Raw genomic sequence first — 16,492 nt, forward strand, 5'->3', positions numbered from 1 at the left:
ATGGCAAAATATCCTTTTGAATTAAAACTAAAAATCGTTAAAGAATATCTTAGTGGCGTGGGCGGATATCGGTATCTTGCCAACAAATACGGTATTTCAAGCAAGTCTCAAGTAAGTAATTGGGTGAATGCCTATCGTGAATACGGAGAGGAAGGTCTATTGAGAAAGCATCAAAATCAGAAATATTCTGTTCAATTTAAGTTAAATGCGCTAGAGTTATATCAAACAAGTGAGATGTCCTATCGAGAAGTTGCTAGCACTTTAGAAATGAACAACCCTGCGCTTATTGCCAATTGGATGCGTAATTTCAGAGAAGCAGGTATTGAGGGGCTCTCAAAAGAGAAAGGGCGACCACTTACTTTGACTAGAAAAAAAGAAAACAAAAAAGAAAATACAACAACTGAAGAACGCGAGCGTATCAAGGCATTAGAAAAGCAAGTCCGATCCCTTCAAATTGAGAATGCCTTTTTAAAAGAGTTGAGGAAGCTGCGAAAACAGGAAGCCCAGCAAAGACGCAAGAATCAATCGCACGAATCATCGCCAGCCTCCGAGGATCATTCAAACTAGTTGAGCTTCTTGAAACATTGAAATTTCCTAAAGCAACCTATATGTATTGGCAGAAACGGTTTGACAGACCAAACCCAGACCAAGAAATTGAAGAAAAAATGCTTGAAATTCGCAAAGAGCATAAAGACTATGGCTGTCTGCGACTAAAAAAAGAATTAGAGAATCAAGGGATTCATGTCAATAAAAAGAAGATTCAACGCCTGATAAAAAAACTAGGTATCGAAGTAAAGTCTTACACTCGAAAATCTCGACGGTACAATTCTTATCGTGGGAAGGTTGGTACTGTCGCCAAAAATCGTATTCATCGTCGGTTTTATACAAATATCTGTCACCAAAAAATTACAACTGATACCACAGAGTTTAAGTATTATGAAGTAGACACCACAGGTGTCGTTCGTCAGAAAAAGCTGTATTTAGATCCTTTCATGGATTTCTACAATAGTGAAATTCTATCTTATCGGATTTCTGAAAAACCAAACGCACTAGCCATAATGGAAGGATTAGAAGAAGCAATCCAGATGACAAATGATTGTCCATTTCGTAGAACCTTCCATTCAGATCAAGGATGGGCCTATCAAATGAATGCTTATAAGAATAAATTGAAGCAGCATAAAATCTTCAAGAGTATGTCTCGTAAAGGGAATTGTTTAGATAACTCACCTATGGAAAACTTCTTTGGTTTATTAAAGCAAGAGATTTTTCATGGAGAAGTCTATCGGAGTTTAGATGAATTGAAAACAAAAATTGACCAATATATCTATTATTACAACCATAAACGCATCAAAAAGAAATTAAATTGGCGAAGTCCGGTTCAGTTTCGAGAAGCTGTAAAAACAGCTGTCTAACAGTTAATCTTATCGTACAAAAAAGGAGTGGATTTCTCCACTCCATAAAAGTCTAACTTTTTGGGGTCACTACAATGGTAGTTGACACCTGGATCATAGCCCATCTGGATGTACTTCACCACTTTTTGTTCTACCACTTTCATCAAACCGCCATAGCCATAAAAAAATTCATCTTCCTCATGGACTTGTGGTGTCAAAAATATCTCGGTCATTGTTTTACTCAGTAATTGCCCGCACATCAATGCATGCCAGAATTTTTCTAAGTCTTCAACTGATACATAAGCACCGCCATCCGGTCCGCCCATGGCTGGGATGGAAAATATATTGGTTTTAAGTCCTGATTCCGTTTCAATATATCCTAATGCCGTATTGCGAGGCAACGTGTCTTGTGCAAAATAACCAGCATCTGTCACTTCTGCTTTTTCAAAAATATTCTTTTCAATATAGTCGGTAAAGTGCAAGCCGCTAACTGCTTCTACCACCATTCCTAAGAGGATGTACCCTGCATTGTTGTACTTGACCTTGCTTCCCACTGGATCAGCCATGGCTTTTCTCTGAAAAAGCGGCAAAAAATCACGGGGGGTTCTCACTCGATAGGTCGGCAAATCTTGCCAAAGTGCTTCAAAATCATCGGATACTTCTTCATCAAAATAGTCAGGGATACCAGAGGTATGTGTAAGCAAATGATGAACAGTCACAGCTGGATCAAAGTTTGGCAATACATCTGGAACACACTCCTGCAGTGTCGTTTCCAAGCTCAGTTTGCCTGCTTCAACTAATTGGCAAATGGCTAGTGCCGTAAAAAGCTTGCAACCTGAGGCAATACCAAAACGGGTATGGGCACGATTTGGCAATTTGTCTGCCTCGTTTGCATAGCCAAAAGTGCGATCCACCAAAACTTTGTCAGCTTTGACCACACGAATGTTGCCATAAAAAGCGTACTCTTTTTGCTTTTGTTCTAATCTCTTATCAATTAATTGGGTATTCATTTTCTCTTCCTCCGAATGTTTCGTACAAGGACAACTTGACGTCAACACCAGCCTACCCTTTTCATATTTGGAAACGCAACATCCTTATCTCCTCCTATCTGTTCAGGGTATCATAGAATAAAGCGCTTCACAATGGTGGTATCTTTGTACTTTGTGTGCAAAGATACCCGACCATTCTATCCATCTGTCATTTCATGAGCAATGACAACCTACTCGCTGTTTCTCGGAATTTTGCAAAAAAACTATGTTTATTTTATGTTTTGTTCTAAATGCTGGAATAGCAATGATAGAGGGCTTATGCGATTTTTCGATTGATAGATGAACCGAGGGTTAGAAGAATAACTATTGAATAAAAAACGAGTGGCGCAAGTGGCGAATAGAAAAGACGAAAACAGACCAAATTCCTTTTTATAAGGATTTGATCTGCTTTCGCGTCGATGTGTTTAACGAAAAGTCATGATCGGCTACTAACCTTTATGCGAACAATTCCGTTTGATTACTAAACAACCATCAATTAATTGAAATGTTTCTTTGCACCCTTTACTTAAAAGTTAGGCCTTACGCGATTAGAATCTTGTAAGTAGCTTGCCACCTCTTCTTTTAAATCGTTAAACTCTTTTTTACTAGTAGTAATAGTCAAAATAAAATTGACCGCTTCATCTTGAGAAAAATTTGTCACATATTCATTAAGCTGCAAAAAAGTAATCATAGAAACTAAAGCGGTCCGTTTATTACCATTATGGAAAGGGTGTCTTTTTACTAAGTTAATTGCTAAAATTGATGCCTTATCAAAAATTGTCGGATATAATTCTTTGCCAAACACAGCTTGTGAAGGTTGATTTATTGCCATATCCAACGCACTTGCATCTTTTACACCAATCATTTCTCCTTTAGAATACTGTACAATTACTTTCGCATTGATTCTAATCACATCTGCCGCCGTCAAAAAAATCATAAGTCAACCAAGTCTTTTAAAGCTTTGTCGTATTGATCCATGACTGAATCTACGATTGAATCAATAGAAACTTCTTCAACCGCTTTAATCATTTTTACAGATCCATCCCGTTCAAAAACATAGCTGATTGATTCACCGGTCTGAACACCGATATACTCCTTTACTTCTGCAGGTATCGTTGTAATATCACTATTACCAGATCTTCTGACTTTATAATTTTTTGTTTTTTTCAATTTCTACCCTCCCAATGTATATACAAATGAATTTGTATATACATTATACAACAATAGATACATGCCGTCAAAATATGTCTTAAAGAGCATAACCTTCAACTCTATGATCCGACATACCAAAGAATAATCAATCCAATTTGAAAATATATTTCCTAATTTTTTTCCTACTCACCACAATTGTTGCGAATTCTTGATCACGCATTAAAACTCACTATAAAAAAACCGAAACAAAGAACTCACTCTCTGTTTCGGTCTTACTTCATTATTCAACATTCAACGAAAAATTTTTCTAACACTTCTTGCCTTTCATAGGCATGTGCCCATTTGTTCCACCTACCTATTCACTGAGACGGCCATTCGGTGATAGGTATGGCGCTTGCCTCTGATGGCGATGGATAGTTGCAAGATGTTCTCGGGATCAGCGGTCCCAGAAAAACCTGCATCTCCGATATGATGAAGGTCGCAGCCGGCACGTTTGCTAGTCAATGCCAAGGCACGGATCGTACCTGTATCTGCACCTTCCTGTGTAGTACCGATGGTGCCCATGACCAACTGCCCTTTTTGGTGAATAAAGGCTACAAGATCACTCATGTGTTGTTCACTCAGCCCAGGAATCGTGCCCGCAATGGGTACAAGAATAACATCGGCTCCAGCTTGAATGAACGCAGACGCAATTTCTTCATCTAACACGGGTTCATTGACACCAGCACCGTGCATTTTTCCAGCAATAATGATCCCAGAGAAAATGGCTCTTGCTTGTTTGATTGCCGCTGTGATCTCTTTATTTGAAACGCCAGTAGAAGGATTTCCTGTCAGACAGATAAAATCAAATCCAAGTGCTTCTGCACGAGCCATGTTTTTCTTTGTTGCCAAACGCCCAGTAGCGATAGTTGTCAGCTGTTCCATCTGCTCCGCACAATCGTCGACAGGCTCAAGATTGACCCCAATAGGCCGCCCCGTTAAGCATTGCAAAAAGCGAATGGGGTCATCCGTTGTCGGTAATCCTTTGATAGCGCCGTTTTCGCAATCAAATAGGTTCAGCAAAATCAAATCCGCCCCAAATGCAGCGACGAATTCAGCATTGGTGATTCCTCTAGACATCGGATCGATTTGGACATCATTTTCTGCTACGATCGTCCGCCCCGCACTTCCTCGGATACTTTCCAATAGCTGGTCTTTATCAAATGATTTAAAATCAGCTGCCGTGCAATTCAATAATCGTTTTGTCTCCATTTACTCCTCACTTTCTGAACCGAGTTCACTGGCTAATGTCCGATTATCCAGCATTTTGAAGAATGGATAATAGATGGCGATAGAAACCGTCAGATTCACCAGTTGTAAGATTGCCCCCGAAATATGTCCGCCTGTGGCTAGATAACCGCCGATGATTGGCGGCATCGACCAGGGAACCAAAACGACGGCAGGTTGGACGATCCCCATGGCAACTGTCGTATAAGAAATGATATAGCAAACGACCGGCGTCAGAATATATGGGAACAAAATCAATGGATTCATGACAACGGGCAACCCAAACATGATGGGTTCATTGACATTGAAAACCGTTGATGGAAATCCGAGTTTCCCCAACTCTTTTAAATACTTGCTTTTACTTCTGACTAAGAGCAAGATCGCCAAGCCCAAAATCACCCCACTACCGCCAATCCAGACAAAGGTATTCATAAAGGTATAATTGATGATATGCGGAATCGTTTCGCCGTTTTGAAAAGCGATTCGATTCTCATCGATCATTTGAATCCATGTCGGCTGCAAGACGCTCAAGACCAAGTCCCACCCGTGGATACCCACTGACCAAAACAATGACGTAAACATAATGGCAAACAGACCGCCTATAAAGCCTCCGCCAATGATCGACAATGGTTGTCCCACAAGACTGTACAGCAGATCATGAACATTCGTGTTACCGAATGATTCCACTAATAAACGAATCACCCAGAAAAGCGAGAGGCAAAAGAATGAGGGGATCAATGCAATAAAGGAGCGACTGACCGCCGGTGGAACGTTTTCTGGCATCCGAATCACGATATTCTTTTGTACGAATAATCGGAAAATCTCCGCCGTGATTAGACTAGTGATGATTGCTACGATCAGCCCGCGGCTACCAAGATAAGACATTTGAATGCCGCCATCTTCAATCGGAGTGACTAAAAGAAAAACCGAGGCTGCCAATACACCGGCAGATAAACCGCTGACGCGGTAAGTGGTTGCTAAACTATACGCAATAGCAAAGGAATTGAACAGCGCCATCACACCAAAGGTCACTTGGACGACAAAGTCTAATTTGCTGCGCCATTCCCCGCCAAAAATACTAGTAACAAATAGGTTAAAGCCTTCCCATGGAACGTTGGATAAAATAACAAAAATGGAACCGATAATAATCAAAGGCATCGTGGTGACAAGTCCATCACGGATAGCAACTAGATGCTCTTCACCGTCAATTTTCATTCCCCATGGCAGCATCTTTTCTTCCATAAATTTCTTTAACGAATCCTTCATAAGCTTCCTCCTTAACCTTAAAAGATCGCTGAAAGAGTGCGTTCAGGTATCTTTTCGAAGTGTGAATAGAAACCAAGGCTTACCACCTTCAAGAACCTAGGATTGAAGTGCTGATCGCCACAACGCTATTGCTATGAACACAGTAAGAACGCAAGGCTTTGGATTTCTCAACTATGACTGCCTATTTTCCATGCAACTGTTCTCAACTGATCTTCATACCTGTTATTCGCCGCAAACGATCCTGCGCATGAACCGTTTCAAACGACAAAAAAGGCATTGGACAAGATTGTCCAATGCCTTTGGCATAGCAAAATAAGCGTCCAGCATCCCACGGTTTTTGCCCAAAAACCTGCCTGAATCTACTAGAAATCGACAAGGAAATCGGGTACAATAAACACGTTGATGCCTTTGGCGATCAACTATGGCAACTTGATTGGTCATCCGTCTTAAGGGTGTGACTGATCAGGGCCTCGTAAATCTGTTGGCGCAGAGATACGAGGTGCCTATTTTTTTGGTTTCTATTCGCTTACATTTTATAGAATGTTTTTGGGAAAAGCAAGCGAACATCGTAACAAAATTGTAAATAATGGTCAAAAAAATAAAAAACTATTGTGATTTGTTCGATTGAAACAGAAAACAGTAATTGCTTTGCGTATTTATAAAAAAAGGAGGCCCGAATCATCCATGATTCAGTCCTCCTTTTCGCGCTAGACAAATACAAACAAAATTCCAGAGCAGATCGTACCTACCAATAGCCCACGAATACTGCCTTCTCCTTCATTGGGTAACTCAAATTTGATGATATTCACCAGCAAAGCGCCGGTGATCAAGGCTTCAATGATGACCACCAAATAGTAGGGCAATGAAACAAAGAGGGAGAACGCAGCTCCCGCGAAAATACTGAAGGAAAGCACAAAGCGGCCATATTTGTTATAGAGGGCACCATGATGGTGATAGAGCAGCCAATCGTTCATGAGAAAGTGCAAACCAAAGGCAATAAAGTAGGGCAAAATGTAAAAACGCTCTGATAGCGTATTGGCAATCACGATATAGCCGATCATGATATTGTAGATCACATGAAAAGCGATATCCGACCAAAAAAAGGCGTTTTTGGCACTGGTGATGTCTTTCTTTTCTAACACCATAAACGTCCGCTCATCGATTTTGTAGATCACGTAACTGAAGACTAAGCCAAACAAAACGATGCCATAGACCCCATGACTATAAAAAATCCCCGAATCCCAGCCAAATTCATCGATCAACACCGTTTGAAAATACGCCAAATGGGGCAATAGATGAACGATCGCATAGGAGATCCCTACACCAGCGGCAAAGGAGCTCATGTATTGCACGTTTAGTTTTCTGGATGAGATAACATTTGAAGATAGATGGATGAAGATAAACCCTAAAGTGATCATGCAATTCACAAAATTGTTTGTTAGATACGTCATTGTTTTCTCCTTCTTACATTCCGTTTGCGGCATCGTTTAAGCGCAATTTTCAATAACAAAGTCTTTTTAATTGGTTATTTTTGGTTATTTTCATAGAATATTCTTGTTTACTATACAGTAAGTGGGCTTGGGGGGCAATAGGTTTTTTAGGTTTTGGGGAGAAATATTTTTCATAGAAAATGACCTTCATTGTTGCCGATTTTTTCCCGATAATCTTGTCTTCATTTTCGGATAGGATAATCTTGTTTTTGCTCTTGCAGACAGTAGGTCTAACTTCATTCTTTATAAAAAATTGGGCTTATTTGAAGTTATCTTCAAATTTCCGAAAAATTGTAACCAATTTGAAGTTATCTTCAACTTTCTCAATTATGACAGATTTTTGATGTTCGTAACCAATTACTGATGAATTCAGAAAGCCGTTGTTGCTCCTATTCCATCAAAAAAAGAAGCAAGAACTTGCAGCGTCCTTGCTTCTTTTTATTACAATTCATTATACTTCTTTTTCGAATCTTTACTTTCTTTCACCGAATACTTCATGTTGTTTTTTTCCAGCTTTTCTTTGATGATCTCATCAATATCAAGACCCAAATTGTCTGCCAGCATATAGGAATAAATCAGAACATCGGCAATTTCTTCTTTTAGATGTTCGAAATCTTGAGTGGCTTCTTCAGATGTTTTCCATTGAAAAATCTCCAACAATTCGGCGGCTTCGATGGAGATAGAAATAGCTAGATCTTTTTCATTATGGAATTGTCGCCAATTGCGATCATCTCGGAATTTATTGATCCGTTCCATTGAAGAGGGTTGGTTTTGCATGGTAGGACTGGCTCCTTTCGTTTTGTAGGGTTATGAGTTTTTGGCGCAGATTGGGATTGATTGCATAGATGTAAAGCCCTTTGATTGCTCGTTTCATTAATACATTCAATGAATTAAGGATGATCGTTTCTTTGGCTTTCTTCGTCAATTCTTGGTTCATATCGTCACGTCCCGTAAACGCCCCTTTGTCCTCATATTTATCGATATCGATGATAAGCTGGTCGGTCTCTGGATCGTAATCAACGGAAGGACCAATGACGACTCCTACATTGTTTAAATCAAAGCCTTGGACGGTGTAGATTGACCCGACTTCACTGATTGTATCTGGTCGCTCCGCCCATGTTCGCTTCGTATCGGTCGTATTCCAGGGCAGGTTGATCCCACCAGGTTCTACAAGATATGAAGCTCCGTCTTTCTTATGAACATAATCGAATGTTGAGATGATCCGTGACAGACCTTCCTTTTTATCGAGAGAAAAGATTTTATTCTTCAACGCATCATGGGTTTCCATAATCTGAAGCTCAAAAGATGCTGTTGATTCTGGAATCGGTGTTACACGTTTTTCTACGATATCATCGATCCATTGAATTATTTGTGGACTACTTTTCATTCTTAATTGATCTTTTAGCTTAAAGCGAGAAGCATTGTACCTTTTCTGAAACTGATCCAGTTTGTCCTGATCCCAGTAACTTTTGATTTTCAATACTTGCTTCGGATCAAAAATACAAATCGTGATTTTTGCTCGCTTGATAATCTCTTCTAGTTGGTTTTCATAGTGAAAACTGTTATAACTGTCTTTCTTCGTTAAAAGCAAATGGGCTTCATCCACAATAACGATGTCTGGGTGCAACTTCTGATTATCTGTTTTATTAATAAAAGAAGTTGGCTTTAACATATGATTCTTTTTTAAATTTGGCAAACTTTCTGCCATTGTATGATAGGTTTTTAACATCTCTGAATGGTTGACCAGCAAATAATTATCAGTGCCTTTTAATACAGACTCTGATTTTGTATAGTCTTGAAGGGTGTTATAGAGAGATGCCAATAAGACGCTCTTTCCCGTTCCAGCTTCTCCTTCGATCATCAAGACTTTTTGTATTTCATCCTGCTGAATCGCTTGTTTACAGTACTCAATGATTTCAAGTTTTATATCTAACTGTTCTGGCGTCAGTTCTTTAAAAGGGGATAATTTATATACATCTTTGTTGCGAATCGTATCGATTGAGTGCTTCGCCAACTGACGCCTTTGCAATTCTTCCCATAACTCTTGGAAGACCACTTCATCATAATACTCTTTTTCATAATACTGATGCATCTGCACCTGTCTTGTTTGACTGACGTTTTGTAACTGAAACTGCTCATCCCCAATGAAGTGATTGATCAAATTGGTTTCGATATTGTAGGTCGCTGATTGATTGAATTTTTCATGCCCAATCAGTAAGACTTCTTTAATTTCTTTGCGCTTAGAGTTATTCAAGTGCTGTTTCAATCGTTTGTTCACTTGAACCGTTTGACCAATGTACGCAACAGGTCTTTTCTTTTCATTTCGGTTGTAGAGTATGTAAACGACTGGGTACTGATCGATATATGCCGTCGTTATGCTAGATAGCTCACCTTTCTTGAAATGATGATCTTCTATGATTAGTTGGTTGGTCATATTTTAGATTCTCCGTTTAGTGTCTATTCCATTAAGGTTATTTATTTTAGTATATCATTGTATATTTTGCTCTTAAAGCATTAAAGACAAAATTGGTAATTTTTTGTTTTAGCAAAATAACCATTATCTAAAAAAATCGCTGTTGATTAATCTACTAATTTCGTCCAACGTGCATACTTTGCTAATGATTTAATAGACTAACCTATTATCCTGAAACTCTTTTCAAACGAATCCTCTCTAAGACGTTCTAAAATAAATAGCTGAAAATCCCATTTGACAATTCATTAAACATCCTCTGTTTAGGATATTTATAAATTGTTTATTAATTTAAAATAATTTATTTTTCAATATTAAAATAAATAAATATTTTATAATTTTAATTTGACTAAACCATTCAATATGCGATAATCATTTACGAAAGGATGATTTGATGAACCATACAGTTACCAGCCTAAGATATCTGCGGATCGCTCAAATTTCTTTATTAACATACTATATTTATTTAGCCTTCCATGACAATATTTTCAAAGCTATTCCATTACTTTTTATCAGTGGTATTTTAGATTCCGTATATCCGCCAGACTATGCAAACCAGTCATTTTGGTTTCCTTATAAAAAGAAAACGATATTTTTAAAAAACAACAATTTATTTTTGGAAGGAGCATTAGAAATCTTAATCATAATTGTTCTTGGTATTTTCCTATCTCTTGTTTTTTAAAGTAAAGGAACAACTTGTGATTGCTGGTTCCCTTTTAGCCAACGACTGAATCCTTTTTCTATTACTCACTACTTTTTATCCATTTGCTTATTAAATTAGATTTACCAAATAAATAACGAATCCTTCACTGTTGAGATGACGCTAGTATCTAGTCGAAAGGAAAGGTGATTTTTTATGAAAAGAATTTGTTTTGTCTTAGTTTTGAGCAATGGATTATCTTACACACCATTAACTCCAGGTGTTCTTTATCAAAGAGACACAAGCCTCAAAGACTATTTTTCACCGTTTTACGATGTTTCAATCAATTATCTGAGAGATAAAGATACTGTTGATTACTTGGTATTTCCTGAGCCATTCGCTCCTTTTGATAATGAAAATAACCTCCCCATCATAAAAGTCCCTTCTAAATTTTTTCTGACTAAAGACTTTGAAAAAATTAAGGATTACATTGATGACTACTTTAAAGAAAACGATGCTAAGTAATACTAATCTTCGATCGTTTTAAGCTCTTACTGATTGATACCGTTATCAATCAGTTTTTTTCTTCGATTTGCCAACTTCTTTTTGGACGAGAAAACAGTCCGAATATTCTAAAACTATTACTTTACGATAAAATTATTCCAATTATTAATAAGGTAGTATTTTGATGAACGAAAACAAAGGCATCTGTTACATCGTTATTATTCGTTTATTTTTTGCATATAGAAAAACAGACCAAATACTCAAATTTGGTCTGTCTGGCGTGGCTATTCATTATTGCTTCGCATATCCGTTACCATGACCCGGACTATAACTCTGTGCTTCTGAATCTGTAATCAACGTGAAGTTCTCTGGAATCTTTACTTGTCCATAGGTCTTGCCACTTTCGACCTTCAAGAACTTATACCCTGCAGGTGCTTGGTACCATTCGCCAACCAATGAAGGAGATGGGGTGGCTTGGTTGGCATTCGCCTGATTTGCTTCCTCATTAGCTTTCGCTTGCTCTGCGGCTTCTGCTTGTTCTTTGGCCTGTTTCTCACGCTCAGCTTTTGCAGCCGCTTCGGCTTCTTTCTTCTTATCAGCGATCCGTTTGTCACTGCTTGTCTTTGCACTGTCATATTGACTATCCAATGCAGCAAAGTCATCTTTTAAGGTACCTGGTGAGTAATCTTTCAACGCCAATGAATCTTCCAGAGTTGTTTTCGCAGTTGTAAGCTCTTTTGTTTCATCCTTCGTAAGATCACCATCATCAAGCAATAATGTTGTTTCTTTAATCAGTGATTTGGCTTTAAATTCATAGTCTTTGAATTCTTTAGCAGTCGCTTCTTGCTTTTGCCTGATGTTTTCAATCAGCTTCGCCGAATCACTCTGTCGTTCTTCAACAGCTGTCTTTTCATCTGCATCTTCGAAAAATGTTTGGTTGACTGCTTTGTTTTGCGTTAAGTCTTTTTTATCGCGCTCTGACAAATAGTCTTTTTTCAGCAATGTATCTGTTGCTTTGTTATCTTCTTTGAGCTTATCAACTAGAGAAATCAGTTCTTTTTGATGCCTCTCGACTGCTTTAGCCAGTGTTGTTACTTCATTTGCTAAAGACCTGACAGGTGTAATCTCACTGGTTCCAAATACCGTTTGATACTTCTCTGTGATTTCATTGATTTGCGTTTGATCATCTTTGGTAATAAACGCTTCATCGCTTTTTTTAGCCAACGCATTTAGTTGTGTTTTGATTTGGCTAAGTTCTGTTTTAACGGCATTGGCTTCTGCAGATGACACATTCTTTTCAACTTTTGCGAGCGTTGCTTCACTTTGCGCAATCAAATCCAATAAACCTTGTCTATTTTCACGATCCTTCACTTGATCAAACGAGGTCAATTCATGTTCTAATGTGCTTTGTTCATCTTCTGAGATAAACACTGATTGAAGCAATTTATTGATTTTTTGTTCTTGTTTTTCTTGCTGATCATAGACATCTTGGTAGGCATTTGCATTCACAGAGGTTGCAATGATCCCTGTCATTGAAAAAGCCAAAACAATCCCTAATAACTCTTTTCTTAATTTCATTCTTTCTCTCCTATTAGACCAACTCTTTATATTTGTTTATTCCTAATGCCCGAAATGTATCCAAAGTGATTTCCCCATTCTCTTCATCATCGGTCATATCGTTGAGGAACAAATAATACGCACGCAATTCATCCACTTTTCCATGGAAATATGACCGTTCCTTCTTGTCTTGCCATTTTTTTTCTTCTGCTAACCAATCAAAAAGACCACTTGCTTCTTCTTGAGGAAGTTTATTGAGTTGTTGGTCAATAAAAAAGACAAGCGCTTCTTGTTGTAATAATTTTGGATTTGCTTTTCGCAAATATTTTTTTAATTGTGCATATGATTTACTTTCAACACGAGTTTTATTTGCATAAAAAAGAGCAGTGCTCATTCCCACCAAATAAACAAGCAAAGGATTGATTCTTACCACATCTAAAAAAACGATGAGGCTTGCTAGTAGGATCAATCCGATAGATACTACTATGACTTTTTTATAGTATTGCTTTTGTTTCTGATATTTACCCATAATATCTTGGTACTCTTTCATTTTTTTACCACCCTTATTTTATTTATTAACAAGATTATAATAGCCTTTACTTTCAGTCGTAGCAAGGTATATTTTGCGTTTCCACTGTCTTTTTCATAAAACACCTAATCCTTTTTGTCAGGTGATAAAAAATCCGAGATAAACCTTTACAATTTCGCCAATTTGCACATCCTGCGACTTATTCCACATTGACATAAGCTACCATAAACGATAGCATAAAAATGAAACCGTGTGCAAAATTAAATATAAGGTGTGTCCTCGTTGAATATGATCAAGTCTATCCTGCATCATAGCGGCAATTGGCTAAAGAATGTTTATTTCGGGCAAGATATTGCTTATCCGTTTATCCTCGCTCTTGTGTTACCCGTGATCCTCGATTAATTTTTTCTTGTGAGTTTTAATTTTGTCAATACAGCGATGATCAGCTCCGCTGGTACAGAAACAGTTAGTGTGGTCAGTATGGTTGGCAGTTTGCATTTCTTCTTGGTCAATACGTTTACTGCTGTCGGATTGGGTGGAACAGTCTTGATGGCACAATATTTCGCCAAAAAAGAGCGCAAACAACATAGCAAAGTGTGCAGTGGCACAGTCTACGGTACCGTCTTTTTGGCCTGTTCAGTCAGTATTTTGATTGCTGTTTTTCAGAAAGGTATCTTGCAGTTGTTATTCGGACAAGCAGAGTCGCTGGTTTTGGACCATGCCAAGATTTATTTGTTGGGTCTATTGGCCTCATACCGATTGCAAGCAATATTAGAAGGAACCAATGGCAGTTTGAGATGGATTGGCCACACGAAGGCCTCATTTAAAATTGTCTTTGCTAATGAACTTTGTCTACATTGTCTTCAATATTCTCTTTTTGCATGTATTAGGCATGGGGATGATTGGGTTGCTCTTTGCTGTCTACACATTGCGCATCAATCGCGGGCTCTTTATATTAAAGAAAGAAGACTTATGCATATTCGCATGAAAGTCATCAGCAAAGTGTTAAAGATCAGTATTCCCTTTGCTGCTGACTCTTTGTTTTTTTATGGCGGAAAAATCATTATCCAAACAATGATCGTCAGTTTTGGAACCAATGTGATTGCTACCAACGCGATTGCGTCTTCAGGGATTCAGATTTTAGAAATCATTCCTAGCGCCTTGGCCACATCACTTGTGCCAATCGTGGGCCAAAGTATTGGACGGGGCAATATTGCAGACGCCAAGAAGTTTACGAAGGCCTTTGTTTTGACTGGTATGGTGGCGTTTCTTGTGATTAACTTAAGTCTGCTGCCCTTCTTTTCATATGGGATGCGCCTGTTCAATCCGCCGGCAGTTATTGTTCCAGCGATTTATCGGCTTTATTTGATTGCCATCGTGATGCACTTTCTAACTTGGAGCATTGTCTTCATTTTGCCTGCTGCATTGCGCGCTGCTGGCGATACCAACTTCACGACCATCGCTTCGCTGCTTTCGATTTAAATTTTCCGGATTGGTATGGGGTACTTGGCTCGTATCGTTTTGTTTTTGGATTGACAGGGATTTATGTCGTGATGACCATCGAATGGGGCGTTCGGGGCCTGATTTTCTTGCTGCGATTTTGAGGGAAGAAATGGTATCAGCATACGTTGACGTAAGTGGTAATTGTTTTCACATGAAAAAAGGGCTCTATAATTTATGGGACTGATGAATCAGAATTGATTCTTCAGCCCCATTTTCATTTTAGATATTAAAAAACATATCGTTCTCTAGTATGATTAAATCACCACAAAATAAACAAACTGAGAGGACGATATGCTATATGAATGATTCTATCAAAAAATGCTGAGAATAATAGAGAAAGATTTGATGATTACAGAGGTCTCTTACGAGACCCTTCAGAAGAAAAAGACGTTGGTCGTCGATGCTGTTCTCTCGCCTACTCCTCGAGCTTGTAGAAGTTGTGGTTCTACTGTGGTAGATGGAAACGGGAAAGCAATTATAGTGAAAAATGGGAAGAAGGAAACGATTGTCCGTTTTGAACAATGCAATCATATGCCTTTGGTTATGCGCCTAAAAAAGCAGCGCTATACCTGTAAAAACTGCCGCACCCATTGGACTACTCAAAGTTATTTTGTCCAACCCAGACATTCAATCGCAAATCATGTTAGATATAAAATTGCTTCTTTACTGACTGAAAAAGTATCTTTATCTTTTATTGCGAAAAGCTGTCAGGTATCTTTGACCACCGTTATTCGTACATTGAAAGAGTTTAAAAGCTATTTGCCAAAGCAATCTAAGAAGATTCTCCCCAGAGTATTGATGGTTGATGAATTTCGCTCGCATGCTTCCATAGAAGATAAAATGAGCTTTATTTGCGCAGATGGCGAAACAGGAAAATTAATAGATGTTTTGCCTATGCGTAAATTACCTCGATTAACAAGCTATTTCTTAGGTTGTACCAATCCAGAAGAAGTAGAATTCTTGGTGACAGACATGAACGCCGCCTACTTCCAGCTCACCAAACGTGTTCTGCCAAATGCGAAAGTAGTGATTGATCGGTTTCATATTGTCAAACACATGAATCAAGCGTTCAATGAGTTGCGTATCCGTGAAATGAATGAACTTCGTAAAGCAGGACAGAAAAGCCAGGCAGAAAAACTGAAAAAGAACTGGCGCTTTTTGCTAAAAAATCGTGCAAACATCAACCATTATGAATACAAAACATGGAAAAGTTTCCGAGCACCAAAATACCCATTTCATACTGAAGAAATGATGATTGATCGATTGCTTGAGTTTTCTACGCCCCTAAAGGAGGCGTATCCCATTTTTCATGAATTAGTTGAAGCCTTTCGAGACAAAGACCCTGACTTATTTTTCTCCTTATTGGCAGAACTTCCAGAAACGTTAGATGGTGGCTTTCGGGAGAAGCTTCAAAACCTTCTGACCTATGAAGAAGGCATTACCAACGCAATGATCTAACCTTATTCCAATGGAAAATAGAAGCGAAGAATACCCACATAAAGACAATGAAACGAGTATCCTACGGATTTAAATCATCCGAGAACATGAGAATTAGAATCTTTTTGATCAATCAAATAATCAATGTAAGATAACAAAAAATCTGAGCCAGAATGTAGTTCATTCTGACCCAGATTTGATTTTGCACAACTCATCAGTCCTTATTGACAAAGAGCAAAAAAAGCCAGAAACGCCTTCA

14 protein-coding genes and 1 pseudogene are annotated in these 16,492 nt (G+C 38.4%); 5 read left to right on the top strand and 10 right to left on the bottom strand.

Going from position 1 to position 16,492, the window contains the following annotated elements; genetic code table 11:
- The gene (locus tag IGJ15_RS13435; RefSeq protein ID WP_016249831.1) at positions 1–567 is read left to right on the top strand and encodes a helix-turn-helix domain-containing protein; all 567 of its coding nucleotides are present in this window, start codon (positions 1–3) and stop codon (positions 565–567) included.
- Entirely contained in the window at positions 537–1,412 is an 876-nt protein-coding gene (locus tag IGJ15_RS13440; protein ID WP_412059279.1) for an IS3 family transposase, read from the top strand. Before IGJ15_RS13435 ends, IGJ15_RS13440 begins: the two co-directional genes overlap by 31 nt.
- On the opposite strand, the gene IGJ15_RS13445 is transcribed toward IGJ15_RS13440, so the two are convergent.
- From IGJ15_RS13445 to IGJ15_RS13480, 8 genes are all read right to left on the bottom strand, one after another.
- Positions 1,409–2,401, bottom strand: coding sequence for a serine hydrolase domain-containing protein (locus tag IGJ15_RS13445; protein ID WP_016249829.1), 993 nt, complete (start codon positions 2,399–2,401; stop codon positions 1,409–1,411). The genes IGJ15_RS13440 and IGJ15_RS13445 overlap by 4 nt on opposite strands.
- Before the next feature lie 544 nt (positions 2,402–2,945).
- Positions 2,946–3,356: a type II toxin-antitoxin system death-on-curing family toxin gene (locus IGJ15_RS13450; RefSeq protein WP_010748785.1), complete on the bottom strand. Its 411-nt coding sequence runs from the start codon at positions 3,354–3,356 to the stop codon at positions 2,946–2,948.
- Positions 3,353–3,589, bottom strand: coding sequence for an addiction module antidote (locus IGJ15_RS13455; protein ID WP_010748784.1), 237 nt, complete (start codon positions 3,587–3,589; stop codon positions 3,353–3,355). Before IGJ15_RS13455 ends, IGJ15_RS13450 begins: the two co-directional genes overlap by 4 nt.
- A 333-nt stretch (positions 3,590–3,922) precedes the next feature.
- The gene (locus IGJ15_RS13460; protein ID WP_010748783.1) at positions 3,923–4,822 is read right to left on the bottom strand and encodes a hypothetical protein; all 900 of its coding nucleotides are present in this window, start codon (positions 4,820–4,822) and stop codon (positions 3,923–3,925) included.
- A complete protein-coding gene (celB, locus tag IGJ15_RS13465; protein ID WP_010748782.1) occupies positions 4,823–6,103 on the bottom strand; it encodes a PTS cellobiose transporter subunit IIC in 1,281 nt (426 codons plus the stop codon).
- A gap of 707 nt (positions 6,104–6,810) precedes the next feature.
- Positions 6,811–7,554, bottom strand: coding sequence for a hypothetical protein (locus IGJ15_RS13470; protein ID WP_010748780.1), 744 nt, complete (start codon positions 7,552–7,554; stop codon positions 6,811–6,813).
- Positions 7,555–8,034: 480 nt separating this feature from the next.
- Positions 8,035–8,370 carry a nucleotide pyrophosphohydrolase gene (locus IGJ15_RS13475; protein WP_010748779.1) on the bottom strand — a complete coding sequence of 112 codons (336 nt, stop codon included), beginning with the start codon at positions 8,368–8,370 and terminating at the stop codon, positions 8,035–8,037.
- Positions 8,333–10,027 (bottom strand): DUF2075 domain-containing protein, encoded by a 1,695-nt coding sequence (locus IGJ15_RS13480; protein ID WP_010748778.1) that lies wholly within the window; start codon positions 10,025–10,027, stop codon positions 8,333–8,335. Before IGJ15_RS13480 ends, IGJ15_RS13475 begins: the two co-directional genes overlap by 38 nt.
- Before the next feature lie 892 nt (positions 10,028–10,919).
- Between IGJ15_RS13480 and IGJ15_RS13485 the strand changes: the two genes are divergently transcribed.
- A complete protein-coding gene (locus tag IGJ15_RS13485) occupies positions 10,920–11,228 on the top strand; it encodes a hypothetical protein (RefSeq protein ID WP_010748776.1) in 309 nt (102 codons plus the stop codon).
- 270 nt (positions 11,229–11,498) lie between these two features.
- Here the strand turns inward: IGJ15_RS13485 and IGJ15_RS13490 are convergent, their stop codons facing one another.
- Positions 11,499–12,785 carry a hypothetical protein gene (locus tag IGJ15_RS13490; protein ID WP_010748775.1) on the bottom strand — a complete coding sequence of 429 codons (1,287 nt, stop codon included), beginning with the start codon at positions 12,783–12,785 and terminating at the stop codon, positions 11,499–11,501.
- Between the two features lie 13 nt (positions 12,786–12,798).
- On the bottom strand, positions 12,799–13,314 hold the full coding sequence (locus IGJ15_RS13495) for a hypothetical protein (RefSeq protein WP_008377855.1): 516 nt from the start codon (positions 13,312–13,314) through the stop codon (positions 12,799–12,801).
- 390 nt (positions 13,315–13,704) lie between these two features.
- On the opposite strand from IGJ15_RS13495, the gene IGJ15_RS13500 reads away from it, so the two are divergent.
- A complete protein-coding gene (locus tag IGJ15_RS13500; RefSeq protein ID WP_230209419.1) occupies positions 13,705–14,775 on the top strand; it encodes an MATE family efflux transporter in 1,071 nt (356 codons plus the stop codon).
- A gap of 319 nt (positions 14,776–15,094) precedes the next feature.
- A pseudogene (locus IGJ15_RS13505) lies at positions 15,095–16,388 on the top strand (ISL3 family transposase).
- Positions 16,389–16,492 lie beyond the last annotated feature (104 nt).

Source organism: Enterococcus sp. AZ079, from assembly GCF_050547255.1.
GTDB classification, from domain to species: Bacteria; Bacillota; Bacilli; order Lactobacillales; family Enterococcaceae; genus Enterococcus_D; species Enterococcus_D casseliflavus.

Excerpts from the sequence above, each read along its gene's own strand:
- IGJ15_RS13450 (WP_010748785.1), bottom strand. The coding sequence starts at position 3,356 with ATGATTTTTTTGACGGCGGCAGATGTGATTAGAATCAATGCGAAAGTA.
- IGJ15_RS13490 (WP_010748775.1), bottom strand. The coding sequence starts at position 12,785 with ATGAAATTAAGAAAAGAGTTATTAGGGATTGTTTTGGCTTTTTCAATG.
- IGJ15_RS13480 (WP_010748778.1), bottom strand. The coding sequence starts at position 10,027 with ATGACCAACCAACTAATCATAGAAGATCATCATTTCAAGAAAGGTGAG.
- IGJ15_RS13460 (WP_010748783.1), bottom strand. The coding sequence starts at position 4,822 with ATGGAGACAAAACGATTATTGAATTGCACGGCAGCTGATTTTAAATCA.
- IGJ15_RS13445 (WP_016249829.1), bottom strand. The coding sequence starts at position 2,401 with ATGAATACCCAATTAATTGATAAGAGATTAGAACAAAAGCAAAAAGAG.
- IGJ15_RS13470 (WP_010748780.1), bottom strand. The coding sequence starts at position 7,554 with ATGACGTATCTAACAAACAATTTTGTGAATTGCATGATCACTTTAGGG.
- celB (WP_010748782.1), bottom strand. The coding sequence starts at position 6,103 with ATGAAGGATTCGTTAAAGAAATTTATGGAAGAAAAGATGCTGCCATGG.
- IGJ15_RS13485 (WP_010748776.1), top strand. The coding sequence starts at position 10,920 with ATGAAAAGAATTTGTTTTGTCTTAGTTTTGAGCAATGGATTATCTTAC.
- IGJ15_RS13495 (WP_008377855.1), bottom strand. The coding sequence starts at position 13,314 with ATGAAAGAGTACCAAGATATTATGGGTAAATATCAGAAACAAAAGCAA.
- IGJ15_RS13475 (WP_010748779.1), bottom strand. The coding sequence starts at position 8,370 with ATGCAAAACCAACCCTCTTCAATGGAACGGATCAATAAATTCCGAGAT.
- IGJ15_RS13435 (WP_016249831.1), top strand. The coding sequence starts at position 1 with ATGGCAAAATATCCTTTTGAATTAAAACTAAAAATCGTTAAAGAATAT.